The organism is Terriglobus albidus, from assembly GCF_008000815.1.
In the GTDB taxonomy this organism is placed as follows: Bacteria; Acidobacteriota; Terriglobia; order Terriglobales; family Acidobacteriaceae; genus Terriglobus; species Terriglobus albidus_A.
On sequence record NZ_CP042806.1, the window covers coordinates 787,555 to 814,060 of the forward strand.

General features: G+C 60.8%; 23 protein-coding genes. 11 read left to right on the forward strand and 12 right to left on the reverse strand.

The window, feature by feature from the left end; all coding sequences use genetic code 11:
* The first annotated feature begins 36 nt into the window (after positions 1–36).
* Together lipB and FTW19_RS03305 are read left to right on the forward strand one after the other, a co-directional pair.
* Positions 37–768, forward strand: coding sequence for a lipoyl(octanoyl) transferase LipB (gene lipB / locus FTW19_RS03300; RefSeq protein ID WP_147646318.1), 732 nt, complete (start codon positions 37–39; stop codon positions 766–768).
* Positions 769–909: 141 nt separating this feature from the next.
* Positions 910–2,544: a 2-oxo acid dehydrogenase subunit E2 gene (locus FTW19_RS03305; RefSeq protein WP_147646319.1), complete on the forward strand. Its 1,635-nt coding sequence runs from the start codon at positions 910–912 to the stop codon at positions 2,542–2,544.
* Between the two features lie 113 nt (positions 2,545–2,657).
* Here the strand turns inward: FTW19_RS03305 and FTW19_RS03310 are convergent, their stop codons facing one another.
* The gene (locus FTW19_RS03310; protein ID WP_147646320.1) at positions 2,658–6,449 is read right to left on the reverse strand and encodes an Ig-like domain repeat protein; all 3,792 of its coding nucleotides are present in this window, start codon (positions 6,447–6,449) and stop codon (positions 2,658–2,660) included.
* Positions 6,450–6,729: 280 nt separating this feature from the next.
* Positions 6,730–8,076 carry an aspartate aminotransferase family protein gene (locus FTW19_RS03315; RefSeq protein ID WP_147646321.1) on the reverse strand — a complete coding sequence of 449 codons (1,347 nt, stop codon included), beginning with the start codon at positions 8,074–8,076 and terminating at the stop codon, positions 6,730–6,732.
* 230 nt (positions 8,077–8,306) lie between these two features.
* On the opposite strand from FTW19_RS03315, the gene FTW19_RS03320 reads away from it, so the two are divergent.
* The 5 genes from FTW19_RS03320 to purF all read left to right on the forward strand — a co-directional run bounded on the left by FTW19_RS03320 (position 8,307) and on the right by purF (position 14,387).
* Positions 8,307–8,753, forward strand: a complete 447-nt coding sequence (locus tag FTW19_RS03320; RefSeq protein ID WP_147646322.1) for a hypothetical protein — start codon at positions 8,307–8,309, stop codon at positions 8,751–8,753.
* A gap of 187 nt (positions 8,754–8,940) precedes the next feature.
* Entirely contained in the window at positions 8,941–9,381 is a 441-nt protein-coding gene (gene dut, locus FTW19_RS03325; RefSeq protein ID WP_147646323.1) for a dUTP diphosphatase, read from the forward strand.
* A 23-nt stretch (positions 9,382–9,404) separates the two neighbouring features.
* Positions 9,405–10,550, forward strand: a complete 1,146-nt coding sequence (locus FTW19_RS03330; RefSeq protein WP_147646324.1) for a hypothetical protein — start codon at positions 9,405–9,407, stop codon at positions 10,548–10,550.
* A 52-nt stretch (positions 10,551–10,602) separates the two neighbouring features.
* Positions 10,603–12,918, forward strand: coding sequence for a phosphoribosylformylglycinamidine synthase subunit PurL (gene purL, locus FTW19_RS03335; protein WP_147646325.1), 2,316 nt, complete (start codon positions 10,603–10,605; stop codon positions 12,916–12,918).
* Positions 12,918–14,387, forward strand: coding sequence for an amidophosphoribosyltransferase (purF, locus tag FTW19_RS03340; RefSeq protein WP_147646326.1), 1,470 nt, complete (start codon positions 12,918–12,920; stop codon positions 14,385–14,387). The genes purL and purF overlap by 1 nt, the downstream gene beginning before the upstream one ends.
* A gap of 283 nt (positions 14,388–14,670) precedes the next feature.
* Here the strand turns inward: purF and FTW19_RS03345 are convergent, their stop codons facing one another.
* The 5 genes from FTW19_RS03345 to FTW19_RS03365 all read right to left on the reverse strand — a co-directional run bounded on the left by FTW19_RS03345 (position 14,671) and on the right by FTW19_RS03365 (position 19,091).
* Entirely contained in the window at positions 14,671–15,138 is a 468-nt protein-coding gene (locus tag FTW19_RS03345; protein WP_147646327.1) for a Rid family hydrolase, read from the reverse strand.
* A complete protein-coding gene (locus tag FTW19_RS03350; RefSeq protein ID WP_147646328.1) occupies positions 15,135–15,632 on the reverse strand; it encodes a DinB family protein in 498 nt (165 codons plus the stop codon). Before FTW19_RS03350 ends, FTW19_RS03345 begins: the two co-directional genes overlap by 4 nt.
* The gene (gene purD / locus FTW19_RS03355; RefSeq protein ID WP_147646329.1) at positions 15,633–16,913 is read right to left on the reverse strand and encodes a phosphoribosylamine--glycine ligase; all 1,281 of its coding nucleotides are present in this window, start codon (positions 16,911–16,913) and stop codon (positions 15,633–15,635) included.
* Between the two features lie 244 nt (positions 16,914–17,157).
* Positions 17,158–18,024 (reverse strand): 16S rRNA (cytidine(1402)-2'-O)-methyltransferase, encoded by an 867-nt coding sequence (gene rsmI / locus FTW19_RS03360; protein WP_147646330.1) that lies wholly within the window; start codon positions 18,022–18,024, stop codon positions 17,158–17,160.
* Positions 18,021–19,091 carry a CBS domain-containing protein gene (locus tag FTW19_RS03365; protein WP_246153548.1) on the reverse strand — a complete coding sequence of 357 codons (1,071 nt, stop codon included), beginning with the start codon at positions 19,089–19,091 and terminating at the stop codon, positions 18,021–18,023. The genes rsmI and FTW19_RS03365 overlap by 4 nt, the downstream gene beginning before the upstream one ends.
* A 72-nt stretch (positions 19,092–19,163) precedes the next feature.
* On the opposite strand from FTW19_RS03365, the gene rsmD reads away from it, so the two are divergent.
* On the forward strand, positions 19,164–19,739 hold the full coding sequence (gene rsmD / locus FTW19_RS03370; RefSeq protein ID WP_147646332.1) for a 16S rRNA (guanine(966)-N(2))-methyltransferase RsmD: 576 nt from the start codon (positions 19,164–19,166) through the stop codon (positions 19,737–19,739).
* 39 nt (positions 19,740–19,778) lie between these two features.
* Entirely contained in the window at positions 19,779–20,339 is a 561-nt protein-coding gene (locus FTW19_RS03375; RefSeq protein WP_147646333.1) for a Maf family protein, read from the forward strand.
* A 247-nt stretch (positions 20,340–20,586) separates the two neighbouring features.
* Here FTW19_RS03375 and FTW19_RS03380 read toward each other — a convergent pair whose 3' ends face one another.
* From FTW19_RS03380 to FTW19_RS03395, 4 genes are all read right to left on the reverse strand, one after another.
* Positions 20,587–21,687: a M20 family metallopeptidase gene (locus FTW19_RS03380; protein ID WP_147646334.1), complete on the reverse strand. Its 1,101-nt coding sequence runs from the start codon at positions 21,685–21,687 to the stop codon at positions 20,587–20,589.
* Positions 21,684–22,454 carry a gamma-glutamyl-gamma-aminobutyrate hydrolase family protein gene (locus FTW19_RS03385; protein ID WP_147646335.1) on the reverse strand — a complete coding sequence of 257 codons (771 nt, stop codon included), beginning with the start codon at positions 22,452–22,454 and terminating at the stop codon, positions 21,684–21,686. The genes FTW19_RS03380 and FTW19_RS03385 overlap by 4 nt, the downstream gene beginning before the upstream one ends.
* A gap of 230 nt (positions 22,455–22,684) precedes the next feature.
* Positions 22,685–23,368, reverse strand: coding sequence for a YqaA family protein (locus FTW19_RS03390; RefSeq protein ID WP_147646336.1), 684 nt, complete (start codon positions 23,366–23,368; stop codon positions 22,685–22,687).
* Between the two features lie 52 nt (positions 23,369–23,420).
* The gene (locus FTW19_RS03395; protein WP_147646337.1) at positions 23,421–23,903 is read right to left on the reverse strand and encodes a MogA/MoaB family molybdenum cofactor biosynthesis protein; all 483 of its coding nucleotides are present in this window, start codon (positions 23,901–23,903) and stop codon (positions 23,421–23,423) included.
* Positions 23,904–23,993: 90 nt separating this feature from the next.
* Here FTW19_RS03395 and FTW19_RS03400 point away from each other — a divergent pair, with 90 nt between their 5' ends.
* Together FTW19_RS03400 and miaA are read left to right on the forward strand one after the other, a co-directional pair.
* Positions 23,994–25,073 (forward strand): TonB C-terminal domain-containing protein, encoded by a 1,080-nt coding sequence (locus FTW19_RS03400; RefSeq protein ID WP_147646338.1) that lies wholly within the window; start codon positions 23,994–23,996, stop codon positions 25,071–25,073.
* A 118-nt stretch (positions 25,074–25,191) separates the two neighbouring features.
* A complete protein-coding gene (gene miaA / locus FTW19_RS03405; RefSeq protein WP_147646339.1) occupies positions 25,192–26,136 on the forward strand; it encodes a tRNA (adenosine(37)-N6)-dimethylallyltransferase MiaA in 945 nt (314 codons plus the stop codon).
* A 150-nt stretch (positions 26,137–26,286) separates the two neighbouring features.
* Here miaA and FTW19_RS03410 read toward each other — a convergent pair whose 3' ends face one another.
* On the reverse strand, positions 26,287–26,502 hold the full coding sequence (locus FTW19_RS03410) for a PGPGW domain-containing protein (RefSeq protein WP_147646340.1): 216 nt from the start codon (positions 26,500–26,502) through the stop codon (positions 26,287–26,289).
* Between the last annotated feature and the right edge of the window lie 4 nt (positions 26,503–26,506).

Here is a 26,506-nt window from a genome sequence, read left to right on the forward strand (position 1 = left end):
CGGCACGGCTGAAGCCGTGCCCTTAAGCAAGGCGCGATGCAGTACATTCACCTCCTTCAACTCGGACGAACCACCTACGCTGACGGTCTTGAGATCCAACGGCAGGTCATCGAGGCGCGCAAGCAGAACCGTATCGGCGATACGCTGATCCTGCTGGAGCATCCTCCCGTACTGACGCTGGGCCGCAACTCCCATCGCGAAAACGTCCTCGCCAGCGATGAACTGCTGGCTCGCAAGGGCGTGGAGCTGCACGAGATCAACCGCGGCGGCGATGTGACCTATCACGGTCCGGGACAGCTTGTCGGCTATCCCATCTTCGATCTGCGCGGCGACTGGCCGGGCAAGCGCGGGCCGCACCTTGGGCCAGTCGACTACATGCGCATGCTGGAAGAGGTCATCATTCGCGTCTGCCATGACTTCGGTGTGCTCACTCAGCGGGTGAAAGGCCGCACCGGCGTCTGGACCATCCCCGGCGGATCGATCCCGGAGAAGAAGATCTGCGCCTTCGGCGTGCATGTCTCCATGGGCGTCACCTCGCATGGCTTTGCATTGAATGTGACCACGGACCTTCGCGATTTCGATCTGATCGTGCCCTGCGGCATCACCGACCGCGCCGTCACCAGCCTGGAGTTGGAGGCGCCGGAAGGCCGGGAACCAGCGCCGACGCTGGCCAACGCAGCCAACTCGGCGGCACGTCACATGGGCCACGTCTTTCAACGGCAGATGCTGGCGGTGGACTCACTCGACGAGTTGATGAATATCGCCTAAATGTTCGTTTATCGGTTTGGGACGGTTTTCGAGCCTGTTTTATGCGGTATAGAATCGGGAGTTGCAGTGAGCTCCGTTCGCTGGACGGCCGCTCGACCTCAGTTTCACTTGTAATTTGAATTCACTTTCTCAAGGATCATCATGCCGACTGACGTAGTCATGCCCCAGATGGGCGAGTCCATCACCGAAGGCACCCTGACCAAGTGGCTGAAGAAGCCGGGCGACAAGGTAGAGCGCGACGAGCCGCTCTTCGAGATCTCGACCGATAAGGTGGATGCCGAGATTCCCTCGCCCGCAGCCGGCATTCTGACCGAAGTCAAGGTGCAGGAAGGCGCCACGGTCGGCGTGAACAGTGTCGTTGCCATCATTGCGGAAGAGGGCTCGGCAGTTGTCGCCGCTCCCGCTCCGGCTGCCGCTGACGATAAAGCTGCCGCTACCGAAGCCAAGCAGGAGCCCGCACAGAACACTGGTTCTGCGGCTGCTTCGGCTCCCGCTGCTGCGCCTGCTGCCGGTCCGGGTACAGACGTCGTCATGCCCCAGATGGGTGAGTCCATCACGGAAGGCACCATCACCAAGTGGCTGAAGAAGGTCGGCGACTCCGTCCAGCGTGACGAGCCGCTCTTTGAGATCTCGACCGACAAGGTTGACGCCGAGATTCCCTCGCCCGCAGCCGGTGTGTTGAGCGAGATCAAGGTAGAGGCGGGTGCGACCGTTGCCATCAATACCGTGGTCGCCGTCATCGGCGGAGGCGCGGGCAAGGCTGCCGCTGCTCCTGCTGCCGCCCCGGCTCCCGCGGCCGCTGCTCCAGCCCCTGCTGCTGCTGCACCGACCACCGCCGAAACAGCCGCTGCCGGCGTCCGGAGCTCTCCGCTGGTCCGCAAGATGGCCAAGGAGAACGCCATCGATCTTTCGACCGTCACCGGCACCGGCGCCAGCGGCCGTATCACCAAGGACGACATCACCGGCGTGATCTCGGGTGCGAAGCCCGCAGCCGCCCCGGCTCCGGCTGCCGCTGCCCCGGCAGCGCCAAAGCCTGCTGCCGCTCCGGCCCCAGCCGCTGCTGTTCCGGCCCCGGGCACCCTGGAGCCGATGTCGAAGATGCGCTCGATCATTGCCAAGCGCATGGTCGAGTCCAAGCAGACCTCGCCGCACGTCCACACGATCTTCAAGGTGGACATGACCCGCATCGTGAAGCTGCGTGAGAAGGAGAAGAACAAGTACGAGCAGCGCAACGGCGTGAAGCTGACGTACATGCCCTTCATCACCCGCGCCGTCATCACCGCGCTCCGCAAGCACCCCGTCGTCAATGCCTCCGTCGAGGGTGATGCCATCCGCTATGCGAAGAACATCAACATCGGCATCGCCGTCGCTCTGGACTGGGGTCTGATCGTTCCGGTCCTCAAGCAGACTGAGGAGAAGAGCTTCCTGGGCATCGCCCGCGGCATCGTCGATATCGCTGAGCGCGCCCGCGGCAAGAAGCTGGCTCCGGATGAGATCGCCGGCGGCACCTTCACCATTACCAACGCCGGCATCTTCGGCGAACAGTTCGGAACACCGATCATCAACCAGCCGCAGGTCGCCATCCTCGGCATCGGTGGCCTGAACAGAGAGCCTCTGGTGCTCACCGACAAGGACGGCAACGAGTCCATCGCCATCCGCTCGGTGCAGCGCTTCACGCTCGGCTTCGATCACCGCATCGTTGACGGAGCCGACGCCGGCAAGTTCATGACCGACTTCAAGGCCTACCTCGAAAACTGGTCCGAAGACATCGGCTGAGCTGCGCGCTCGGCGGAACGCGCTTCGCGCCTTAATGCACTGGAAAGGGGCTGCCGCCGGCAGCCCCTTTTTGCTTTGCCTTACCAGTTATGGGTAGTTCGACCTGTGTTGCTCTAGTTGACCGTCAGGTTGATGGTGGCGGTACGCATCAGTGACTGCGAACCGCTGGTGGAAGTTGCGGTGACCGTAACAGTGGAGGTTCCTGTCGGAGTCCCTGTGGCGGTAGTGGTTGAGCTGGATTTAGTGCCGCTGCAGCCGCCCATGGCGAGCGAAGCGCCGAGAGCCAGGGCAAGGACGACGGCGCGCCATCTGCGTCTGCGGCGAACGGCAAGGATAGGAAGACTGAAGAGGCCGATGATGGCGGCGCCAACCGTGTTTTGAGCCTGACGCGCAGTGGTCAGAATGGAGAGGGTGACGGTCGTTGCTGTAGTTCCAGGGGTAACGGCTGTGGGTGATGCCGAGCAACTCGCGCCGGCTGGAAGCCCGGTGCAGGTGAAGCTGACGGCGGTCGTGAAGCCGCCGGAGCCGGGTGTAACAGTGAGACTGACGGTGTTGTTGGCGGAGGCGCCGGCGGTGAGTGCGAGGTTGGAGGTTGCCGGTGTGATGGTGAAGTCGCTGACGGCGAGAGTGATGCTGTTGGAGGTGGAGCCGATGAAGTCGCCCGTGTCGACGAAGGCGGCGGTAATGGCATGATTGCCGGCCGGGAGTGTGGTCACCGTCAGGGTGGCGACGCCGTTGCTGCCGAGCGTGCCTGTACCGAGCGTGTTGCTGCCGTCGAAGAAGGTGACGCTTCCCCCGGGTGTCGCGCTATTGCTTGCGGTGAGCGTTGCCGTGAGGGTGATGGAAGTACCGGCAAAGGCGCTGGAAGTGGAAGTCGTCAGCGTCGTTGTCGTCTGTGTTTTCGCTGAGGTCAGCGTGAGCGCCGAAGTGGGGGCGGCGGTCTGGTTATAGTTGTCTCCCTGGTAGGTCGCCGAGATCTGATGTGTGCCTGAGCTGAAGGGCCCCGCGGTGATGGAGGCAGTTCCCGAGGAAAGCGTGGCTGTACCCAATGTCGCCGAGCCGTCGAGGAAGACCACCGAGCCGGTGGGGTCAGGATAACCGCTTCCCGTGACGGTTGCGGTCAGGGTCGGTGTGGCCGAGGGCACCACATTCAGGGAAGAGGATGTCAGCTTGATGGTGGGCTGATTCTTGCTGACGAGATTGAAGGTGGTAGAGGCGACCTCGGTTCCTGTCGTGACGGTAAGTGTGCGCGTCCCGGTAGCGGCCGTAGCGGCGACGTTCAGGCTGACCGTGAGTGCTGTCGTTGAGGAGGCTGCCGGTGTGCCGACGGTAATTCCCGCGCCGGATACGGTGACGACGGAGGCGGGGCTGAAGCTGGTGTTCTGTCCGGTGATGGAGACAGGGATGGTCGTCCCTACAGCGCTGCTGGCGGGTGTCATGGTGATGGCGGCATCGCCGTTGACGATCAGTGTGCCGACGGCAATGATCGCTGCGGTCTGCGATTTAGAGCTGACCATGACATTGTCCACGTGAGCTCCGGTGAAGTTTTTATTGAAGCTGAGGTCAAGGGCGAAGGTGATCCGGTTGCCGTTGACGGTCACGACGCTGTTCTTTCCCGAGAGCGTGCAGACGGTGTTGCTGGAACTTCCGGAGGAGCCGGCAGTAAGCCCGGATGCGAAACCCGATGTGGTCGTGAGATAGTAGGTTGCTGAGCTGCTGCCCGAGGGATACATGTAGACGTTGCAGCCTTCAACGCTGGAGCCGGCGAGGTAGAGGACCACGTTCTGGAGATCGCTGAGCCCCTGGGTGTCATTGACCGTGATGGTGAAGACCTGGGAGACGCCGGGTGTGAGTGTGACGAGAGAAGGGCTGATTCCGGCCAGCGTCGCCACTGTGGCGGACTGTGTCAACGGAAGGCTCTGCCGCCCCGCAGTGATGTAGGTGGTGCGTTGTGAGCCTGTGTTGGCGGTTGCCGTATACGTCACCGATCCGTTGCCGGTTCCACTGATGATGCCGGAGGCATTGGCGCCGGTGAGGGTAAGCCAGGGAGCGTTCGCAAAGACGCTCCAGGTGCAGGTGGAGGGAGCGGTGAGGGTAACGCTACCGGTGCCGCCCGCGGCCGCTACAGTATCTGACGAAAGCGCGACGGTCGCGCATGGCGTGTCGTAGGAGATGGTAACGCTTGCGCCGGAGCTATCGGCGGAGTTGGTCTTAATGGTGAGCAGCGAATAGGGATCGGACCAGGACTTCCCGGGAAGTAGAGCACCATCGACGAAGTTATTGCCGACAGAGCTGGAGGTGCTGGTGGGAGTCATGTCGAGGAGACGTGTTCCCGTTCCGCTGTTGTTGTAGCCGTCCTCGTAGTGCACCTGGACACCCTGCGTGATGTTGTTACCGGTGTTCGCATTGAAGTTCGCCGTGGCATACGGAGCGGATGCCTGATGGTACTCAAGCCATACCCAGGAGCCGGTGCGTGGGTCGCGCAGGGCGCGAACGGAACGTGTGCCGGAGCTGCCCTCAAGTGGTTTCAGCGTCACCGTGGTGGAACCGGTGGTGAGGAGCTTTGAGTCAGGGCCGGCGATCCAGGCGAGCGACTGGGTGCGATGTTGCGCGTTGAACGGGCCTGCTGGATAGGCGACGCCCATATCGTCAAAGGCATCTCCGTACTCCTTGTTGATGGCAGGAATGCGGCTTGTCGTGCTGGTGGTCCCGCCGCCGCCAACTGTATTTGGATTGGTGGCGTCGAAGTCGACCGGGCCGAGCGGGATGGTGGTGAAATCGAGCGTGTTGGCGTGATTCATGCCAAGGTTGTGACCGAGTTCATGACCCATGGGAGAGACGATGCTGCTGGCCGGTGGAGCTGTGCTGTTGGCCGCGACAGGAATCCAGGTGGTGGCGTTCTGTGTGGGGAAGGTACTGTCGGCGGAACGGCAGCCGACATCGCCGAGCCCACCGAAGGCACAACTGGTCACCGGATAGACCAGCATGACGCGGTTGTATTTGGAGAAGTCAACCGTGCCCGCGGCGGCGGCCAGGGCGGCGGTGCGCATGGCCGTTGTGGTGGTGCAGTCGTAGGTTGTGGAGAGCGTGATCGGATACACATCGCCGCTAATGCTCGCCTGTCCGTACGAGGACTCGTTGTAGAAGGTGGTCACCGATGGAGAGGTTGCGTTGAAGAGGTACTTATTCACCGTGTTGCCGACATCGGCATTGGTTCCGAAGCTCGGACCGTTGGAGAACTTGAGGACGAGGACGGCGACCTTCTGATCGCCAAGAGTGGAGCAAACGGCCGGCGGTGCGCCGCTAACCGCAGGGAGGGCAAAGGTATCTGTCTTGATATCGGTTTCGGTCGGGGCAGCTGCATACGGAGAGACTGTATCGGCGGCCATGATGTCGTCGAGGACAACGCCGGTGGCGTCGACCTGACGATGGTAGAGCGATGAAGGAGGCGTAATGCCAAAGAGATCGATATCGTCGGTCGAGGTGTGGACCTGAAAGCGCGTAGAGGATGTGTTGTGCTCGAAGTCGTCGGCGATCATGGGCACCAGCTCACCGCTGACGGTTTTGATCTGTTCGAGAAGGTTGCCGGCAGCAGCGTTGACGGCTTGAATCTCGGCAACCACGGCCGCGGGTAACAGCACCGAATGTGCTTCCTCCGGATGTTCGCGGAGAAGCTGAAGTACCAGGTCATGGCGGGCCTGGAGCAGGCTGCGTCCGGGAGCGACCATCGCTGTGGGACGCGTTGAGGAGCTCATTCCAGAGATCTGTGCGTTGAGGGCAACGATCTGTTGTGCCAGTTGAGAGCTTTGTACGTTTTGATCCTCGACCATGCAGGAAGATGCGGCAGCAAACATCGACAGGCAGGAGAGAAAAAACAGGACGGCAATGGTTCGGCAATAGTTCATTGATATCCCTCCGACGTGCGATGACGCTGGCACTTCACACAAAGGGCCTGCTCAAAGACACGTCTGAATTTGCGATCTACGAAAGAAAGCGAAGCCGCGGGCAAAAAAAGGACAGGAGCCTGAAAGATTTTTTGAGGACTTTCCCAAAAGCAAAGGGGCCGCCAATGGCAGCCCCTTCCTGCTTTCCTTTTTGAGTGGTACGAACCGGGTTTCCCGCAACTGTAAGTAGAGCCCGACACCGGCCATTGCAATGCGATGGCCGGGCAATTCAACCATTCAACTAACCAGCAACTAGCTGGTCCGCGATCGCCAGGTGTTCGTCCAATGCTGTCAGGGCGAAGTCGATCTCTTCTTTCGAGACGATGAGCGGTGGTGCGATGACGAAGTGGTTCATCCATGCCTGCAGGAAGATTCCTGAGGCAATCATCTTGCCGGCGATCTGATCGACGACCAGCGTCTTTCCGTCGAGCTTCTCCTGCCACACGTTGAACGGTGTCTTCTTTGCCTGGTCCTTTACCAGCTCGACGGCCCAGAAGAGACCGAGGCCGCGTACGTCGCCGATCGATTTATGTTTGGCCTTCAGCGCCTGCAGCTTTTCGCCGAGATAGGCTCCTACCTCGACAGCGCGCTCTACCAGGTTGAGACGCTGCATCTCGCGGATGGTGGCGATGGCCGGGCCGAGCGTCAGCGGGTGCGCTTCATACGTATGTCCATGCGCGAAGAGGTTGTCTTCAAAGAATGCGGAGATCTTTTCCGAGACGGCCATCAGGCCCAGCGGAACATAGGCCGAGGTGATTCCTTTTGCGGTGGTGAGGATGTCGGGCTGCACACCCCAGTGATCGATGGCGAACCACTTGCCGGTGCGTCCCCATCCGGCCATGACCTCATCGGCGATGAGCAGCACATTGTTTTCGTCGCAGATGCGGCGCAGCTTCTGGTAGTAGCCGGGCGGAGGAATCAGCACGCCGTTGGTACCAACAACTGTCTCCGCCAGAACGGCGGCGACATCGCCCTCGTTCTGGATCATGTACTCGAGGTAGTCCGCGCAGGCGATGCCGCACTCGGGATACGAGTGTTTCAGCGGACACTTGTAGCAGTTCACTTCGGGCGAGAAGACTACGCCGGGAAGCTTGCTCCGAGGCTCCGATGGCCAGCGGCGCGCGTCGCCGGTCGCGCCGATCGAAGAAGCCGTCGAGCCGTGATACGAACGATAGCGGCCGATGATCTTGGTCTTGCCGGTGTACATGCGAGCGACCTTGAAGGCGGCCTCATTCGCATCGGTACCTGAGGTGCAGAAGAAGAACTTCGTCAGTCCCTTGGGCAGCACCTCCAGCAGCAACTGGCTCAGCTCTGCACGCGCGGTGGTGGTGTATGAGGGCTGAATGTACGCCAGCTCCGCGGCCTGCTGCTGGATCGACTGGATCACCGCCTGGTTGTTGTAGCCGAGGTTCACGCACATCAACTGTGCAGAGAAGTCGAGATACCGCTTTCCGTTGGCGTCGGTAAACCAGCAGCCGTCGCCACTGACCACGTGGAGCGGGTTCCACTGCTTGCCACGGCGCCAGGTGCCGAAGTTGTGTTGCTTGGTGATATCGACGACCTGCTGCGAGCTGAGTGTTTCGGCCATAGTGCTGCACCCCTGCGATTGGAGATAGCAGTATAGCCAGAAACAAATGGGGGCATGGTGGTTTTCATGGGGGCTTTACCAGAGTGGTTAAGGTGGGTCGATATATTCGACGGACTATCTCGTGATTTGCGCCCACCACACGCCGCTCATTCACCAGGCGCGCGTGCAAGGATTCTTGTCAGAGTCTTGATTATTGGGCGTAGACTGTCTTCAAACTCAACAGCTAACAAGTGGACAAAGGGAAACGGTTGCGTTCCATTTATTACATTGCGGGCGTGGTGCTAATAGCGCTGTTGTGGCCGACGCGCAGCCTGGACGCGCCCTCGTGGGATGTCTATGTGGTCGACGAATCGAATCATCCTGTTGCCAAGGTCCTGGTGCGCGAAAGCTACCAGAATTACTCCGCCGAGTCGCAAGGACACGAAGAAGATTTGTATACAGACGAAACGGGGCATGTCCACTTTTCGCCGAAATGGATCAGCGTCTCTTTTCTGATGCGCCTCCGTGCCATGGCGTCCTCGGCCAACGCTGGCGTTCATGCGAGTTTCGGCCCGCACAGCTACGTGACCGCATTCAGAGGCAAAGAGGTGGGGGATGATGTGAGGGATGGATACTTATATCAGTGGCAGGGATCGCCCTCACAAGTTGTGTCCCATCTTATCTTGAAGAGAAACTGAGATCCCCAACCCTTTGCGTATGTGGGGCACCCAGCCAGGCCCCGCGTAGCGAAATGACAAACAAAAAGACGGATCGAGCTGCGCTCGAATTATTCCACATCTCGGAAGTGCCGAGATATGACGCACCCGGTGTATGGGGTTGTGGACATCTTTAGCTACAGGTTTGCATGCAACAATCGAAGCTGTCATGTCACATCCGATTACGATTCGTACCCGCCGCCTTCACCCTGAAGCTCGTCTGCCGCGCTATGCGCATGATGGTCCGTGGGGAGACCTCGCCGCCGATCTTTATGCCGCTGAGGCTACGACACTCACGCCGGGGCAGACGGCTCTGGTGCCTACCGGACTGGCCATGGAGTTTCCGGATAACTATGGCGCGTTGGTGCAGGACCGTTCCGGTCTGGCAGTGAAGGGCGTCACGACGCTGGCCGGTGTTATCGATCCCGGCTATCGCGGCGAGATCAAGGTGGTGATCACCAACCTGTCGCAGCAGCCGGTCACATTGGCTGTGGGCGACCGTGTGGCGCAGCTTCGTATTGTCCAGCGTCTGACGGCTCACTTTGAGGAGTCTGAGGTCATCGCTGAGGCTCCGCGTGGCGCTGGCGGCTTCGGTTCCACCGGAGCATAATCTCTGCGGGGAGAAACGCTGGGATGATCGAGGCACGAACGAGACGTTTCAAGGTGCGGCGCATCCTGTATGTCTCACTTGCTGTGCCTCTCGCCGTGATTCTTCTCACTGCCGCGTTCTGGCACCTTCAGATCTTTCTCTTTCAGCACCGAGCCCGGGTCGTCCTGCAGCAGTTCAAGCAGGTGACGCCGGGCGTTACTTCAGGAGCGCAGGCGCTCGCACTGCTTCCGCGAATGAGGCCTCTTGAGAGACCCGAAGATTATCGGCAATGGTGCGCCCCGGATGCCACGTGCTACTCCTCTGTAGAGCCCGAAGATTCCGCTTTTTTGAAGGGTCTCGTCTGGTTGATCGATAAGACCCGTTCAGGCCGATTTGTCGGTCCAACACTCTCGACGCTGGGATGGCGCGACTTTTACCTGACAGAGAATCTGGCGATCCGGAATGGCACCGTCGCGATATGGAACGTCGATCTACATATCGATGATGGAAACAAGGGTGTGGCCGCCGTCGATTTTGTTTCGCTGCCCCGAATACGATCGGACGGGTTTTTCAGTTCTCTCCAGGAACAGGATGATGGCTTTTGGAGTAGGCCCAAGTTCACCAATTGGGGCGACACATGGCTTGTTGTCCTGATGACTCCTCAGATTGAGCCGCAATTACGGGATGCCCTTCTGCAACCTGGTTTCTCCTGCGCCAACGCGTTCCACTTCTGTCCGAATGGCGCCAAGGACCTTCTCCCCATACTTGCTGCCCGGCAATCAACAACACGAGAGGCCGCAAAGAAGCGGCTTTTGAGCAGCGATCCGTGCCCGGAGACGATTGTCCGGAATCATGTCCGGGATGCCGAATGGATCATTGCGGGGCGCATCGATGCGATCACGGGAGACACGCCCTATATCGAGTCCGTCCAGATGTCTGAGATGCGGACGCTCAAAGGCAATCCTCATCTTCAAAAGGATGCCCTGCTGGCAGATGCCTCGAGTTGGCTGACCGAGCCGACCGGGCGTATGTTGCTGGATCAAAAACCGTTTCTCAGATCGGGCAAAGAGATTCTCTTCATCTCCGATGGGATGAGTCAGATTGATGACAGCTGCCACACGTTGGAGGCGACTCCGGAGAATGTCGCGTTGATTACATCGCTTGCGGCGAAAACAGTGCAGCGTCCATAGCGCTGGGATCATTAACCGGGCAGCAACGTGCGACAATCAAGGTAGCCAAGCTATGCCTAACGAAACGCAAGCCCAGGCCACCCACGTTCCCACTCCGGCTCGCATTACCCCCGAGCTGCTCAAACTGCACAGCATTACCGCCGACGAATACGCTCGTATTGAGCAGGCGCTCGGCCGTACTCCGTCGCTGACGGAGCTGGGCATTTATTCGGTGATGTGGAGTGAGCACTGCTCCTATAAGTCATCGCGCGTCCATCTGAAGCGCCTTCCCACGAAGAGCGAGCTGGTCGTCCAGGGTCCTGGCGAGAACGCCGGCATCATCGACGTCGGCGACGGCTGGGCCTGCGCCTTTAAGATCGAGAGCCACAACCACCCCAGCTACATTGAGCCCTACCAGGGCGCGGCGACGGGTGTTGGCGGCATTCTGCGCGACATCTTCACCATGGGTGCGCGTCCGCTGGCCGTGATGGACTCGCTCCGCTTCGGTCCGCTGGACGACACAACGCTGCCCAAGGAGATCACGCACAAGAACCACGCCGTGGTTGAGGGCGTGGTGCATGGCATTGCCGGTTACGGCAACTGCTTCGGCGTTCCCAACCTGGGCGGTGAGACTCGCTTTGAGCCCTGTTACAGTGGCAATCCGCTGGTGAACGCTTTCGCGCTGGGCCTGGTGAAGCGCGACGAGATCTTCTACGCCAAGGCCACCGGTATTGGAAACCCAGTGATCTATGTCGGCGCCAAGACGGGCCGCGACGGTATCCACGGCGCGACCATGGCCAGCGAGGAGTTTAAGGAAGGTTCTGAGCAGAAGCGCCCCAATGTGCAGATGGGCGATCCGTTCATGGAGAAGCTGCTTCTTGAGGCCTGCCTTGAGGTCATGCAGATTCCGGGTGCGGTTGCCGGTATTCAGGACATGGGTGCTGCGGGCCTGACCTGCTCTACCTGCGAGATGGGCGCCCGTGGTGGCGTCGGCCTGGAAGTCGAACTGGACAACGTGCCCCAGCGCGAGACCGGCATGAACAGCTACGAGATCATGCTGTCGGAGTCGCAGGAGCGCATGCTGCTGGTGGCCAATGAGGGCCGCGAGCAGGAGGTTCTGGATGTCTTCGCCAAATGGGGTCTGGATGCACGGATCGTCGGTAAGGTGATTGCCCAGAACCGGATGCGCATCTTCCATCACGGTGAGCTGGTCGCCGATCTCTCCAATGAGTCATTGACGGATGACGCGCCGCTGTACCACCGCCCTGTGGGCACCTGGGTGCCACCGGTCTCAAAGGAAGCTCCCGAGGGTCTGCTGGATAAGGCTGTGGACTATACCGCTGCGCTGAAGAAGCTGCTGGCGGCATCGAACATCTGCGACAAGCGCTGGGTCTTTGAGCAGTACGACTCCATGGTGCAGACCAACACGGTGCAAGGCCCCGGCAATGAGGCCGGCGTGATGCGCATCAAGGGCACCAGCCGCGCGCTTTCGATGGCGCTGGCGGGCAACGGGCGGTGGTGCTATCTCGATCCGCTGACCGGCGCGAAGCACGCGGTCGCCGAGGCGGCGCGTAAGGTTGCCTGCACCGGAGCGAAGCCGGTTGCCGCGACCAACTGCCTGAACTTCGGCAATCCGGAGAAGCCCGAGATTATGGCGCAGCTTTCTGCCGCCATCGACGGCATCACCGAGAGCTGCAACGCGCTTGGCACGCCGGTCACCGGCGGCAATGTCTCGCTCTACAACGAGACCCGCGGCGTGGGGATCTATCCAACCCCGGTTCTCGGCATTGTGGGCATTCTGGACGACGTCACCAAAGCGACCCCGGCGCACTTCAGCCAGGCCGGCGACGTGATCGTGTTGATCTCTCCCAACACTGCCAAACCGTCTAACTGGCAGGCAGAGTTCGGATCGAGCGAGTTCGCCAAGACCATTCTGGGCGATCTGTGGGGTATTCCTCCCGCGATCGACCTAAGCAAGGAAGCAGCGCTGCACCAGATGCTGCAGCTGCTGGCGCGGAGGAACTTCATCACCTCGGCCTCCGACATCTCGGACGGCGGCCTGGCGGTTGCACTGGCGAAGGCCACCTTCCGTGCGGGTTTGGGCGCGGAGATCAAGATCGATACAGACCTCGCAGCGCTGCAAACCCTTTTCAGCGAGCCGGCGAGCACCATTCTGGTGACCTGTTCGCATAAATCCGTAGAAGCCCTGGTGGGCACGATCGAGAAGGATGGTACATTGATGGCGCAGCCGATCGGCACAGTGACAGCGGAGGCCACGCTGTCGGTCACGGTAGGCAGTGAGAACGTGATCCGCGCGGCTGTAGGTGAGTTGAAGCAGGTCTGGTCCCAGGCTCTTGAATCACGCCTGGCGACGGAGGTGCTGGCGTAATGAATCACGTGCAGCCGGACGAGATCGAACTCGACGCCACTCCCTTTGACAAGCTGCGCGAAGAGTGCGGCGTGATGGCGGTGTACGGCCACCCTGAGGCCGCCCGTATGACCTACTGGGGCCTGTACTCGCTGCAGCACCGCGGACAGGAGTCGGGCGGTATCGCCACTTCGAACGGCGAAGACATCATTGACGTCAAAGGCATGGGTCTGGTCTCGGAGATCTTCACCGACGACGTCCTGCAGAAGCTTCCCGGGCAGATGGCCATCGGCCACACCCGCTACTCCACGACCGGCGACTCGGCGCTGCTGAACGCGCAGCCGATTCGGGTGGAGTCGACCAAGGGCCTGATCGCGATTGCGCACAACGGCAACCTGGTAAACCTGGGTACCGCCAAGGAGCGCCTGGAGCGCGATGGAGCGGTCTTCCAGACCACCAGCGATACCGAGATCATTGTGCAGTTGATCGCGCACTCCGCAGAGACGACGCTGGTCGATTGCATCGCCGACTCGCTCTCGCAGGTCGACGGCGCTTTCTCCATCGTGATGATGACGCGCAACCGCATCTTCGCTGCGCGCGATCCTCGCGGCTTCCGGCCGCTGTGCATGGGACGTATCCCGGGCGTCGACGGCAAGCCGGACACCTTCGTCTTCGCCTCGGAGACCTGTGCCCTCGACCTGCTGCATGCGAAGTACGAGCGCGATGTGCAGCCGGGCGAGCTGGTCATGGTCTCGGAAGACGGCGTCACCTCGCGCTACTTCAACACCACCACCAAGCAGGCAAGCTGCATCTTTGAGCACGTTTACTTCGCCCGGCCTGATTCGAAGGTCTTCGGCCGTTGGGTGCAGAAGAGCCGTGAAGAAATGGGCCGTCAGCTCGCGCGCGAGTCGGCTGTCGAAGCCGACCTGGTGGTTCCGGTTCCGGATTCCGGCGTGACCGCCGCCATCGGCTACTCCGCCGAATCAGGGATTCCGTTCAACTTCGGTCTGATTCGCAACCACTACGTGGGCCGCACCTTCATTGAGCCGACACAGCGGGTGCGTGACTTCGGTGTGCGCATGAAGTTGAATCCGTCGCGGGCGTTGCTGGAAGGCAAACGCATCATCCTGATTGATGATTCGATCATTCGCGGAACGACGAGCCGTAAGATCGTGCGTATGTGTCGCGCTGCCGGAGCCAAGGAGGTGCACATGCGCATCTCCTGTCCGCCGACGATTTCGCCTTGTTTCTACGGTGTCGATACACCCAGCACCAAGGAGCTGATCGCCGCCAATAACACCATCGAAGAGATCCGTCAGTTCATCGAGGCTGACTCACTTGCGTATCTGTCGCTTGGTGGGGTGTTGAAGGCTTGTGGGGCGTATGAGCCGCATGGCAACAGCTTCTGCACCGCGTGCTATACGGGGAACTATCCGACGCAATGGGTGGATGTGGATGAGATTCTGCCGGCGGTGGCGGTGAAAGTTTAGGACATACTTGTCCCTATTAGTTCAGGGGATCGCGCAATGCGCGATCCCTTTCTTATTCCAGCAACATCGTGACGAAGTGTTTGGACTTGTGTTGTTCCAGGATTCCGGGAGAACCGTTTCTGTCTTGGAGACAGACCCTCAGCGGCCGAAGCCGCTTTCCTTTTTCACCCTATTGCGGGACGGGTGGAGACGTCCTGTAAGCAAGGCATTCGCACTACGCGCGAACAGGGTGGAATGCGCTCGCTACTAATCGAATTTGTCGAGACCGTATGAAGCACGGCTGTTACTTCTTCGGGCGGGCGGCTACGACCATGACTTCGATCAAGCCTGTGGGGACTACCAGGCGGCTGACCTGGACTGTAGCGCGGACGGGTTTGTTGGGTTGTTCTTTCGTGCCGAAGCGTGACTGGTAGGCGCGGTTCATGCCGTCCAGGTCCATGACGCCGGTCTTTGGATCGGGTGCGAGGAAGACCTGCATCTGCACAATATCACCGAGGCCGAGGCCCTGTTCCTTGAGCACCTTCTCGATGTTGCGGAAGGCGCCGAGCGTCTGCTGCTCTGTGTTCTGGTGAAAGACCGGAGGTGTCCCCGGCTCATCCGGAGTTCCCATCACGCCGCAGACATACAGCATGTCGCCAACCCAGATTGCCGGCTCGATCTTTACATCCGGAGCGCCGAGGCGCTTGACCACCACACCCTGCTGGGCGAAGACGGTGCCGGAGAGCAGGAGCGCGGCGATGGCTCGTTTCATACGCGCCTCGCGGCCACGAAGAGATAGTCCAGAGGGAACTTCATGGTGATTTCGTGCTGACGCAGCAGGGTTGTGATCTGCGCGTAGTGGCGGATGGCGTGGGTCAGAGCGTGGAAGAAGACCGCCTTGCGCGTTGCCACCATCGCGCCCAGCGAGCGGGTCACGAACTCTATCTCTTCGTCCCAGTTCACGCTGCTGTCGGCCAGGACCTTCCGGTATAGCTCCATGGCGCGGTCGTGAGTCGCATAGACCTCGGCTACGGTGCCGTAGGGAATCGTGTCGTACTCGGTTGCCGGCTCGCCGGCAAGACGCTCTGCGTAGCGCAGCTCGACGGCGACGATGTGCTGCAGCAGGCCGCCGAGCGTGCTCGTCTTCGCGATGTCGCAGGGAAACGCCAGTGCTTCAGGGTGTTGTTCTAACAGCCCACGGAGGCGGTCTGAGGTTTGGGTGTGCCACAGCAACATCTCGTCGGCGGAGAGAACAGGTGCGCTCATTTATTTACCTTCCTTTGCCAGGGCCCGGTGGCCGATATCGCGGCGATAGAACATGCCTTCGAACTCGATGCTCTCCAGGCGGCCGTAGATCATCGCCAGTGCCGTCTTCAGGTCATCTGCAGCGGCGGAGACGGCCAGCACGCGCCCTCCGGCGGTGCGGAATTCCCCGTCCACGAGCGAGGTTCCGGCGTGGAAGACCTGCACCGCGCCGATATCGCTGGTTGGCGTGAGGCCGTCGATCTTCAAGCCGGAACGATAGCTGCCGGGATAGCCTCCGCTGGCTGCGATGACGCATGCGCTGGCGCCCGGCTTGAGCCGGACGGCGACTTCGTTCGCGCGTCCGTCGATGGCCGCATCGAAGAGGTCAAAGAGATCGCTCTCGAGGCGAAGCACGATGGCCTCGGTCTCCGGATCTCCCCAGCGTGTGTTGAACTCCAGCACCATGGGACCGCGTGCAGTCATCATCAGACCGCAGAACAGGATGCCGGTGAAGGGCGTGCCCTCCTGCGCCATGCCGTCGACAACATTCTGGGTGACGTGCGTGGTGAGCCAGTCCACCATGGTCGGCTCCAGCAGCGCGTCGGTGCAGTATGCGCCCATGCCGCCGGTATTCAGCCCAGTATCACCTTCGCCGACTCGCTTGTGATCCTGCGCCGCGGCGATGGGAATCGCGTGGCTGCCGTCGCATAAAGCGAAGAAGCTTACCTCTTCGCCTTCGAGGAACTCTTCCAACACAAGGCGGGTATCGCTTGAGCCGAGCAGCGAACCGGAGAAGATGCCTGCGGCAACCTCTTCCGCTTCGGCTTTGGTCTGACAGATGACTACGCCCTTACCGGCGGCCAGGCCGTCGGCCTTCACCACCAGGGGCGTATGGAAGATGGGCAGCGACTTCCGCACCTCTTCCAGCGAGGTGCATACGGCGTAGTGCGCCGTGGGAATGCGGCGGCGCTGCATGAATTCTTTGGCGAAGGCCTTGCTGCTCTCCAGTTGGGCGGCGGCCTGTGTCGGACCGAAGACACGGAGACCGCGCTGCTGCATGGCATCGACGATGCCGGCGGCCAGGGGAACCTCGGGGCCGATGACGGTCATCCCGGGCTGTTCCTGCTCGACGATGGCGAGCATCGAGGCGACGTCTTTCACGTCGACCGGCAGGCAGCGCGCAATTGCGGCGATGCCTCCATTGCCGGGAGCGCAGACAACTTCACTTACTTTGGAACTCTGCTGCAACGACCAGACGAGAGCATGTTCGCGTCCGCCACCACCGATTACCAAAACCTTCATATGCTTCGAGCCTAGCAAACTCGACGAGGTACGGGTTGGGTGGATAGCCATGGGCGGCACGAAGCGGGTCCTTCGCTTTGCTCAGGATGACAAACTAAAGGCGGTTCGCGCGAAGCTTCACCCCAGCCAGCGAAGCTGGCCGGGAACCCCGGAGCGCGAATACCCAGGTCCCTATGGGGACCCGGGGCACCCGATGTATGGGCAGCCTGGATTATTCAATTCTTCAATCATTCCATCCGCCGCTTTAGCGGCGAGTCTTTTCGCGTTGCCACTGGCGGTAGACTTCGCTCTTGCCCAGGTTGCGGTCGCGGGCTACCTGCTTGAGGGCGTCTTTTTCGGAGAGCCCCTGTTTCATAAGCGCATCGACAGTCGACGCGATGGAAGCGGGCGCTGCCTGCGCGGCCTCTTCCGCGGGAGGCTCGCCGCTGAGCAGGAGGACGAACTCTCCGCGAATTGAGTCACGGGCTTTGAGTATGTCCAGTATCTCGGAGACTGGACCGCGCAGATGTTCTTCGTGCAGCTTCGTCACCTCGCGCGCCAGCGCTACCGGATGCTGCGCTCCAAAGACTGCCGCCACGTCTTCCAGCGTTTCGACGATGCGGTGCGGGGCTTCGTAGAAGATGTGCGTTGTGCCGTCCAGTACGAGCGACTCCAACTGGGTTCTGCGCTGGCCTGATTTGGGCGGCAGGAATCCGTGGAAGGTGAAGCTTTCTGTCGACAGACCGCTGGCAATGAGTGCGGAGATCGCCGCGTTCGCTCCTGGAATCGGATAGACGGGTATGCCTGCGGCGATGGCTGCCGCAACCACCTCGACGCCTGGATCGGCGATGCCGGGTGTGCCGGCGTCGGAGACGATGGCGATGCGCTGCCCGGCCTGCAGCGCTATCACCAACTCATCACTGCGCGAGCGCTCGTTGTGCTGGTGATAGCTGATGGTCGGCTTCTGAATCTGGTAGTGATTCAGAAGCTTCTGCGTCTGCCGTGTGTCTTCGCAGGCGATGCGGTCGACCGACTGCAAGACACGCAGAGCGCGCAGGGTAATGTCTTCCAGATTGCCGATCGGCGTTGCGACAAGATACAAACCCGGCGCCAGCGGCGCAGGCTCACTCACGACTGCTGCTCCTCAAAGTTGCGCATGCGGCGCTTGAGGGCAAGCAGGCTCATCGACTGGTTCAGGTTCTGTGGCGTGATGATGCCCACGATCCGTTCGCCGTCGAGTACAGGAACGAGCTGTGCCTGGGCACGTGGTCCCATCATGCGGCGCAGGGTCTGCACCAGCGAGTCGCCGGACTGCGCCGTATGGAAGGCGCGCGACATGATCGCCTGCACATAGCCGTTGCCCTCGGACTGCAGCGCCTCCAGGATGCTCTGCCGGCTGATAACGCCCACCAGGTTATTGCCGCGGGTCACGGGGAAGACATCCTGCATGGAGTGGATCGACTTCTCCAGTGCATCTTCCAGCGTGTCGGAGGCGGAAAGGGTGGCGAACTCTGTCAGCATGACATCGCGCATCACCACCGTATCGACCGAGCTCTGCAACATGAGGCCGTGGTCTTCCATCTGTGCGCCGATCAACACAAAGGCGCCGATCAGCAGAAGCCACATGTTGAAGGTGACGATACCGGCGATGATCATCACCAGCGCGATCATCTGGCCGAAGCCCACGGCGGCGCGGGTTCCGCCGGCCAGTCCACGAGAGCGCGAGAATTCGCCGCGCAGCACGCGGCCCGCATCGAGCGGCCACGCCGGCAGCAGATTGATGGCGCCCAGCAGGAGCTGGATCCAGAAGGCGGCGCGCAGGAGGTGGAAGGGCGTGATCCAGGGGCGGCTCAACATGTCTACATCGGGGGTGGCTGCGAAGATCAGCAGACCGATCATGCCGCCAAACAGGAAGCTGGTGATCGGACCGACGATGGCGATCTTGCGCTGGATGGCGCCTTCGTTGGCGCGCTCCATCGAGTCGGCGGTAGCGAACTGGATCAGGCCGCCGGTCGGTAGCAATTGAATAGAGCGCAGTTCCAGGTTGAACCACGAGCAAGCCAGCAGCCGTGCGATCTCACGTACCACCACGGCGAAGACGAGGATCAGCCAGAGGGCCACGCCGCGCATGCCGTTGTGGTTGGACATCGAAGCCCAGCTCACCGAGAGCGCGAGCAGCAGCACGAAGAAGGTGTGCATACGTATCTCTACGCCGAACCAACGGCCGAGCGGGATGGACCAGGAGCGCATGAGGTTTATTGTAGTCACGGGATGAGGATCATCGGTGGGAAGTGGAGATCGAGGCAGATTGCGGCGCCAAAAAGCGAGGCAACCAGGCCGACCAGCGACCGTCTGCGCGAGACGCTCTTTAACGTGCTGGGGCAGGACTGTACCGGCTTGCGTGTGCTGGACTTATACGCCGGTTCGGGCGCTGTGGGCCTGGAGGCGCTGAGCCGGGGAGCACGCCGCGTCTGGTTTGCGGAGAAATCTTCGCCCGCCCTGGCCACGCTGCGGGCCAATCTGCGGACGCTGGGAGCCGAGGGAGCCGTAGTCGATAACAGTGGTGTTTCAACCCTTCTCTCCAAACTCGCCAAAGAAAAGACGGCGATCGACCTGATCTTCCTCGACCCTCCATGGGATATGGCGCAGGAGTATGAGCGCACCCTTGCCTTCCTGGGCTCGCATGAAGAGCTGCTGAACGACGGAGCCCGCGTGGTCGCCGAGCATCGCAACAAAGTGGAGCTTCCCGAGCGCGTCGGCAACCTGGAACGCACGCGTGTGCTCAAACAAGGGGACGCCTCCCTGAGCTTTTATCAGTGGAATGATGAAGGCGACAGAATAAGCTGACGCTTCAATTCTCCCATCATTCCGTTATTCAATAGACATATGCGCTTGATTCTCGCCTCCGCCTCTCCTCGCCGCCGGGAACTCCTGACCCAGGCCGGTATCGTCTTTACGGTGGAGACGACCGACATCGACGAGTCGCAGTATCCGGGAGAAGACCCTGTCAGCTACACCACGCGCCTGGCCCGCGAGAAGGCCCAGATCGTACTGGCCAGACATCCCTGTGAGCACGATCTGGTAGTGCTTGGCGCCGATACCACCGTGACGCTGGACAATGTCCTGCTTGGGAAACCGACAGGCGCTGCCGACGCCGTAGTCATGCTCCGTGCCCTGAGCGGACGCGCTCACCAGGTGGTCACCGGTATTGCCCTGCTCTCGTTCCAGAAGGCGGTGACTCATGCCGAAACGACCAGTGTTTTCTTCCAGGCTATGACGGAGCACGAGATCGCTGAGTACGTCGCCACAGGGGAGCCGATGGATAAAGCCGGGGCGTATGGCATCCAGGGCGGCGCGGCCCGGTTTATTCCCCGGATTGAAGGGGATTATTCCAATGTCGTGGGTCTGCCGATTGCTGCTGTGGCGAATCTTTTGAAGAGCTTTTGAATAACTCCGGGCTGGCATGGGTTATCGAAAGCGGGTCCTTCGCCTGCGGCTCAGGATGACAAGCAAAAACGGATTCGAGCGAAGCTCGAACCCGGTTGGGCTGAACTAGCAACCAGGGACTAGCAGCTAGTGCCCTGAGTCTGAAGTTCTTGTAGTAAATTTTGTCATCCTGAACGTAGTGAAGGACCTGCTTTTTCAACGTTTCGGATGGCAAAGCTGTTCATGATTTATGTCGCGGACTTTAGACTCAGCAACTAGCAACCATCTGCGCCAGCAGCTCTGTGCGTAGGGCAATGTGGGCGATCTCGATCTGTTCGTGCACGGCGTGGGCTCCGATGCCGACTGCGCCCATGCCGTCGAGCGTTGGCGCGAACGGAGCCGTGAAATTGCCATCCGAGCCTCCGCCGGTCGCTGCCTCGTCCAGTGAAAATCCAAGGCCGGCCGCCAGCTTCTTTGCCTGCCGATAGAGCCGCACAGTTCCTGCAGACCGCTCCATCGGAGGGCGATTGATGCCGCCGGTCACCGACAGGGTGCATGCCTTATCCACTGCCTTCAGCGCACGCAGCTTGCGGTCGATCCGTTCGCCATCGCGCACGGTTGGAATTCGCAGATCGATCTCGGCCCAGGCTTCCGCAGCAATCACGTTCGACTTGGTGCCGCCGCTGATGACTCCGGCATTCAACGTGACGCCGCGCTTCACGTCATTGAACTCAGCGATCTTCAGCAACTGCCGCGAGAGCTCCAGCGTCGCCGAGTGGCCCTTTTCCGGATCGACGCCTGCGTGTGCGCTGACGCCGGTTACGGCAATGCGGTAGTTACCGATGCCCTTGCGTTGCGTCTTGTAAGCCCAGTTCGGCGCCTGTGCCGGCTCCAGCACAAAGACAGCCTCGGCGGTCTGCGCGATCTTCTCCGTGATGGGGCGTGATATCGGGCTGCCGATCTCTTCGTCGGAGACGAGCAGCAGCACCAACTCGCGCTGCAATGGTGCAGAGCGCAATGCTTCCAGCGCCATTGCCACGCCGAGCTTCATGTCCAGTACGCCCGGGCCATAGAGATGTGTCGCCGTCTGCCGCCAGGGCATCGTCTTCAGCGTACCGATGGGCCATACGGTATCGAGATGACCGAGCAGCACGACCGGCCTGCGCCCCTTGCGTTTCGCTCCGAAACGCAATTCGAGCAGGTCGCCGTGCTGCTTCTGCCGATGACGCTTGATCTGAGGCTGCAGCGCGGCGGCAAGCTCCAGAAGGGTATCGTTACAACGATCGACTGCGGCCTTGTCGTCCGATGGAGACTCGATCTCCACCAGCTTCCGTGTCTGCACAATCACGCGGGCAACATCGACGGTCATGCGATGGAATCCTTGATCTCGCGCGGCTTCCACTGCCGTGCCTCGTCGACAAAGCGCTCAAAGATCGCCCGTGAAGCCGGCGAATGATCGAAGGTGCGCTCCGGATGCCACTGCACTCCGAGCACGAAGTGGCCCGGATGCTGGCCACCTTCGACAGCCTCGATGACGCCGTCCGCAGGACACCGCGCAACGATCCGCAGACCGTCACCAGGATCCTGCAGAGCCTGGTGATGGCTGCTGTTCACCGGTACGGTCAGCATGTGATCGTGCTCCGCAACCCCCGTTGCCGCCACGATTCCGCCCAGCATGGAGTCAGCCGCAACCTCGGCCGGATGAGCCTCCATCACCTCGCGCCCGGCGCGATGATCGATTCCCGTGCCCTCCACATGCTGCACCAGCGATCCGGTGCGCCATACATTCAACATCTGCACGCCGAAGCAGATGCAGAGCAGCGGCTTGTGCATGTTGTGCGCATCCTGCAGCAGCAGCTCATCGACATTCTCGCGCGCGGGATCTGGCTCGGCGGTTTCAGGATCGCGCGGCTGCCCATACTTCTGCGGATTCACATCAGCGCCGCTGCCGGGCAGAAGAAAGGCCTGGCAGCTATTGGCGATCCTGGCAATCTCATCGTTGGTGCTGTCCAGCGGCACCGGAACCGGCTCCGCTCCGCAACGCCGAAGCGCCTCAGCATACTGCGGCCACGCACGCTGCGAGTACGCCGCATCGGTGGACCAGGGAATGGGAATGGCAATACGGGGGGTGTTCATGAAGCAATAGTTTATTGAAGGATGGAGTGGCGGGAGAATTGAATGATTGAATAAGCCAACGGCGGCCGCTACATTCTCCGATTATTCAATTCTTCCATTCTTCAATCATTCAATCGTTTACCACCCCTATTTTATTGAAGGATGGAATAACGGAATAATTGAATAAGGAATAGGCGCCAACGGCAGCCACTACGCTTTCCGATTATTCAATTCTTCCATTCTTCCATTCTTCAATCATTCAATTCGTTTACCACTGGTTCAACCGCGGCGTTTTCCTCCACTGGAAATCGGTCGCCCTTGCGGCGGTCGAAGAGTTTGCGGACGATCCAGAAGCCTACCAGCAGCAGCAGCAAGCCACCGATACCGATGACATAGCCGGTGTGCTCATGAATCATGTTGCCGGCCGTATCGATAATCTGTGGGCCGTAGAGGATGGTGATGGCGGCTTCGGCCCCGAAGCGCAGGAACTTGCCCAGGAAGATCGCCAGGAAGAACGTTGCTGTGCGCATCTCGAAGACACCGGCGGCAAATTCGAAGAGTTTGATCGGGGTCGGCGGCGGCAGCATGGCCGGGATCATGATGGCCAGGAACTCCTGCCGTTCAAAGCGGTCGCGAAGCTGTTCATACCGCTTGCGGTTGATGCGCTTCAGCAGAAACAGCTCGCCACCGGCACGGCCGACATAGAAGGGCACCAGGCTTCCAATCGCGGAACCCGCCGCTGCCAGCAGCACAAACAGGAACGCCTTGGGGTGATCGTGGACGACATAAGCGATGAGCAGAGCGTCGATCGGGACCGGAATGGTCGCGGAGTCAATGAGCGCAAGGGCGCCGATTCCCCAGAAGCCGAGCGGCAGCAGCAGCTTGAGCAGCCAAGCGAGGAACTTGTGAATAAGTGCTGAAGGCGAAGATTTCACGGAAGTTCCATTTTATCGTGCCTGGATTAATCTCATTTGACTTCGGACCGGCTTATCGGGCTGGGCTGGCGTGATCGGTGTGCCCGGCCAGAAGCTCCAGGGCATGCGGCAGAAGAGGAAGCACGGTCTCCAGTGACTCCTGCGCGCCGCTGGGGCTTCCCGGAAGGTTGATGACCAGGGTGCGGTCGAGGATGCCACAGACACCCCGGCTGAGTGCAGCCAGCGGCGTCATTTTTGCGCCCTCAGAACGCATACGCTCCGCCAGGCCGGGAACCAGCCGCGTGCAAACCGAAAGTGTGGCCTCCGGCGTGACATCCCGTTCCGCCAGCCCTGTTCCCCCGGTAGTAACCACAAGCTGCGCCGCCTGCGAGGACTCCCGCAGGGTAGATGCAATCGCCTCCACATTGTCCGGAACCAGCCGCTGATCGACCGTAAACCCTGCCGCTTCAAGCACCTTCCTCACCCTGGGACCGGAGAGATCTGGTCTTCGGCCGGCGAAACTGCTGTCGGAAACAGTAATGACTGTGGCGCGCATCCGGTCATTGTACGGGGCGGGGGTGAGAAAATAGCAAGAAGGTCAACTGCCGGCGAGACTTCCTGTCCGCGGTAGAAGTCTTATCTCAAGATGACGCCAGTGGAAACGCCACCCAACGCTCCTTCGCCGGAGCTTCGCGGCCGTAAAGCCCGCCGCTACGACGAGATGGAGCACCATGAGCTGCTCCACCTGATGGATGAGATCGACGATGAGCGCGCCCGGGCGCGCTTCCGTGAGTCGATCTACATCTCGGTCATCGTCTGGCTGATCCTTGGTTGGTTCATGTTCTATGGGCCCAGGGTGCTCTTCCACCAGGGCAAGGTCATCTCCGTTGTGGACGCCCTGAAGCAGCGCGACAAGGAGCTGCGTTACCTCGATCTGCCGCCGGATGTCAGCAAGAAGCTGCCGAAGAAGCCCACGGACATCATCAGCGACAAAGATCGCGTCGCCCAGACGAAGACTCCGACGCTCGACAAGAAGACGCTGCAGCAGTTGCAGGCCATGCAGCGTAGCGCTCCTCCGGCTCCGGTGCAGGCGCCTCCCGCGCCCCAGCCTGCTCCGCAGCAGGCAGCCCCCGCACCTGCTCCACAGCAGCAGCAGCCGGCGCCGCAACAGGCGCAGCAGCAGCCGTTGCCGTCTACGCCGCTGCCGCAGCATCAGCCTCCGCCACAGCAGCAGGCGTCTCTGGATGCGCCTAAGCCCAACTTCAATACCAATCGCGCCTCTACCGGCTTTGGCAATCTGGTGCAGCAGGCCGCACAGGCGGCTCGCAGCGGCGGTGGTGGCGGCAATTATGGGCAGAACGCGAACCCGCAGCACCCAGGCCTGCAGGCAGGCGCCGAGATTCTCTCCGACACCATGGGCGTGGACTTCGGTCCCTACATGCGCCGCCTGCGGAACGACATCCAGCGCAACTGGGATCCGTTGATTCCAGAGTCGGTCCGTCCGCCGATCCTGAAGCAGGGCGTCACCGGTATTCGCTTCGTGATCCTTCCCGACGGCCGCATCGGCAACATCCTGCTGGAGACCAAGTCCGGCGATGTCGCGCTCGACAAAGCCGCCTGGGGAGCCATCACCGCCGAGGGACAATTTCCCCCCCTGCCCAAGGAGTTCAAAGGACCGTACCTTGAGCTGCGCTGCGGATTCTTCTACAACATGCCCGTGCAATGAAGCCTGATGCGTTAATCTCCATCGCACGCGGTCTTCTTGTCCTGGCTCTTCTGGTCATCGCGGGAGCTCTGTGGCGGGCTCATCTGCACCACACGCTGGGGGCTGGGTGGTGGAAGCCATGGTAGAGCATTTGTTGGTAGTGCTTGTCGGCCCGACGGCAAGCGGCAAAACTTCGCTGGGTATCCATCTGGCGCAGCGCTTCAACGGTGAGATTGTGAGCTGTGACTCGGTCTCCGTCTATCGCGGCATGGATGTCGGCTCCGCCAAGCCCTCGCCCGAGGAACGCGCGGCTGTACCTCATCACCTGATCGACATCCGCAATCCGGATGAGCCCTGCACTGCGGGCGACTACAGCCGCGAGGCCCGCGCCGCTATAGCCGAGATCGCCGCACGTGGCCACCTGCCGATCGTCAGCGGAGGCACCGGCCTCTATCTTCGGGCGCTCACCGATGGTCTCTTCGAAGGTCCTCAGCGCGACGAGGAGCTGCGGGATCGGCTCCGTCAGCGCGCTGCTGCACGCGGCAGTGAATATCTGCACCGCCTGCTCACTCGCCTGGACTGCAAGGCCGCTGAGAGCATCCACGCCAATGACACACCAAAGCTGATTCGCGCCATCGAGGTCTGTCTTACGGCAAAGACACCAATGACCGAGGCCTGGCAGCAACAGGGACGTGATCCGCTCACCGGCTACCGCATTCTGCGTATCGGCCTCAACCCCGACCGAGCGCTGCTCTACGACCGCATCAATCTCCGCGCCGCGGCCATGTTCGACCACGGACTGGTTGAAGAGACTGCCGCACTTGCGGCGAAATATGGCGCCGATGTGCGGCCCCTGACCTCACTCGGCTACGCCCAGGCGCTGGCATTACTGCAAGGCTCACTCACTCGTGGAGAGGCCGTCGCTGCCGCACAGCAGGGCCATCGCAACTACGCTAAACGCCAGCTCACCTGGTTCCGCCGGGATGAGGATGTGCGTTGGTTGAGTGGTTTCGGCGATACGGATGAGGTGAGGGGAAAAGCGGTGGAGCTGGTAAGGGAATTGAATAATGGAAGAATGGAATGATTGAATGACGGTTCGCCCGCGCGATGATTTATTCAATCATTCATTGGGCTCAATTATCGAAAAATGAAGCATTGAATCATTGACCTGCCACAGACGCAGTGGGTGAATTATTCAATCATTCCGTTATTCAATTATTCAATTGAGGCTCAACTATTCCACCTTCTGCGGCGTCCTCGCCCGCTCTTTTGCCTTCCCCCACTTTTCCTTCACGCGCTCCAGCAGCCGCGCCGCCCACACGCGGTCGACTGCGAGGACGGCCAGACCGGCGATCAGAAGAGGAATTCCGGGGATTACGGGCAGGACACAGCCTGCCACCCCGATAAGGATCAGAAGCCAGGCGCCGGTCTCACGAAGGATTCGCTTCACCTGT

Coding starts and splice junctions, on each gene's coding strand:
- lipB (WP_147646318.1), top strand. CDS start 37: ATGCAGTACATTCACCTCCTTCAACTCGGACGAACCACCTACGCTGAC.
- FTW19_RS03305 (WP_147646319.1), top strand. CDS start 910: ATGCCGACTGACGTAGTCATGCCCCAGATGGGCGAGTCCATCACCGAA.
- FTW19_RS03310 (WP_147646320.1), bottom strand. CDS start 6,449: ATGAACTATTGCCGAACCATTGCCGTCCTGTTTTTTCTCTCCTGCCTG.
- FTW19_RS03315 (WP_147646321.1), bottom strand. CDS start 8,076: ATGGCCGAAACACTCAGCTCGCAGCAGGTCGTCGATATCACCAAGCAA.
- dut (WP_147646323.1), top strand. CDS start 8,941: ATGTCACATCCGATTACGATTCGTACCCGCCGCCTTCACCCTGAAGCT.
- FTW19_RS03330 (WP_147646324.1), top strand. CDS start 9,405: ATGATCGAGGCACGAACGAGACGTTTCAAGGTGCGGCGCATCCTGTAT.
- purL (WP_147646325.1), top strand. CDS start 10,603: ATGCCTAACGAAACGCAAGCCCAGGCCACCCACGTTCCCACTCCGGCT.
- purF (WP_147646326.1), top strand. CDS start 12,918: ATGAATCACGTGCAGCCGGACGAGATCGAACTCGACGCCACTCCCTTT.
- FTW19_RS03345 (WP_147646327.1), bottom strand. CDS start 15,138: ATGAAACGAGCCATCGCCGCGCTCCTGCTCTCCGGCACCGTCTTCGCC.
- FTW19_RS03350 (WP_147646328.1), bottom strand. CDS start 15,632: ATGAGCGCACCTGTTCTCTCCGCCGACGAGATGTTGCTGTGGCACACC.
- purD (WP_147646329.1), bottom strand. CDS start 16,913: ATGAAGGTTTTGGTAATCGGTGGTGGCGGACGCGAACATGCTCTCGTC.
- FTW19_RS03365 (WP_246153548.1), bottom strand. CDS start 19,091: ATGCACACCTTCTTCGTGCTGCTGCTCGCGCTCTCGGTGAGCTGGGCT.
- rsmD (WP_147646332.1), top strand. CDS start 19,164: ATGAGGATCATCGGTGGGAAGTGGAGATCGAGGCAGATTGCGGCGCCA.
- FTW19_RS03375 (WP_147646333.1), top strand. CDS start 19,779: ATGCGCTTGATTCTCGCCTCCGCCTCTCCTCGCCGCCGGGAACTCCTG.
- FTW19_RS03380 (WP_147646334.1), bottom strand. CDS start 21,687: ATGACCGTCGATGTTGCCCGCGTGATTGTGCAGACACGGAAGCTGGTG.
- FTW19_RS03385 (WP_147646335.1), bottom strand. CDS start 22,454: ATGAACACCCCCCGTATTGCCATTCCCATTCCCTGGTCCACCGATGCG.
- FTW19_RS03395 (WP_147646337.1), bottom strand. CDS start 23,903: ATGCGCGCCACAGTCATTACTGTTTCCGACAGCAGTTTCGCCGGCCGA.
- FTW19_RS03400 (WP_147646338.1), top strand. CDS start 23,994: ATGACGCCAGTGGAAACGCCACCCAACGCTCCTTCGCCGGAGCTTCGC.
- miaA (WP_147646339.1), top strand. CDS start 25,192: ATGGTAGAGCATTTGTTGGTAGTGCTTGTCGGCCCGACGGCAAGCGGC.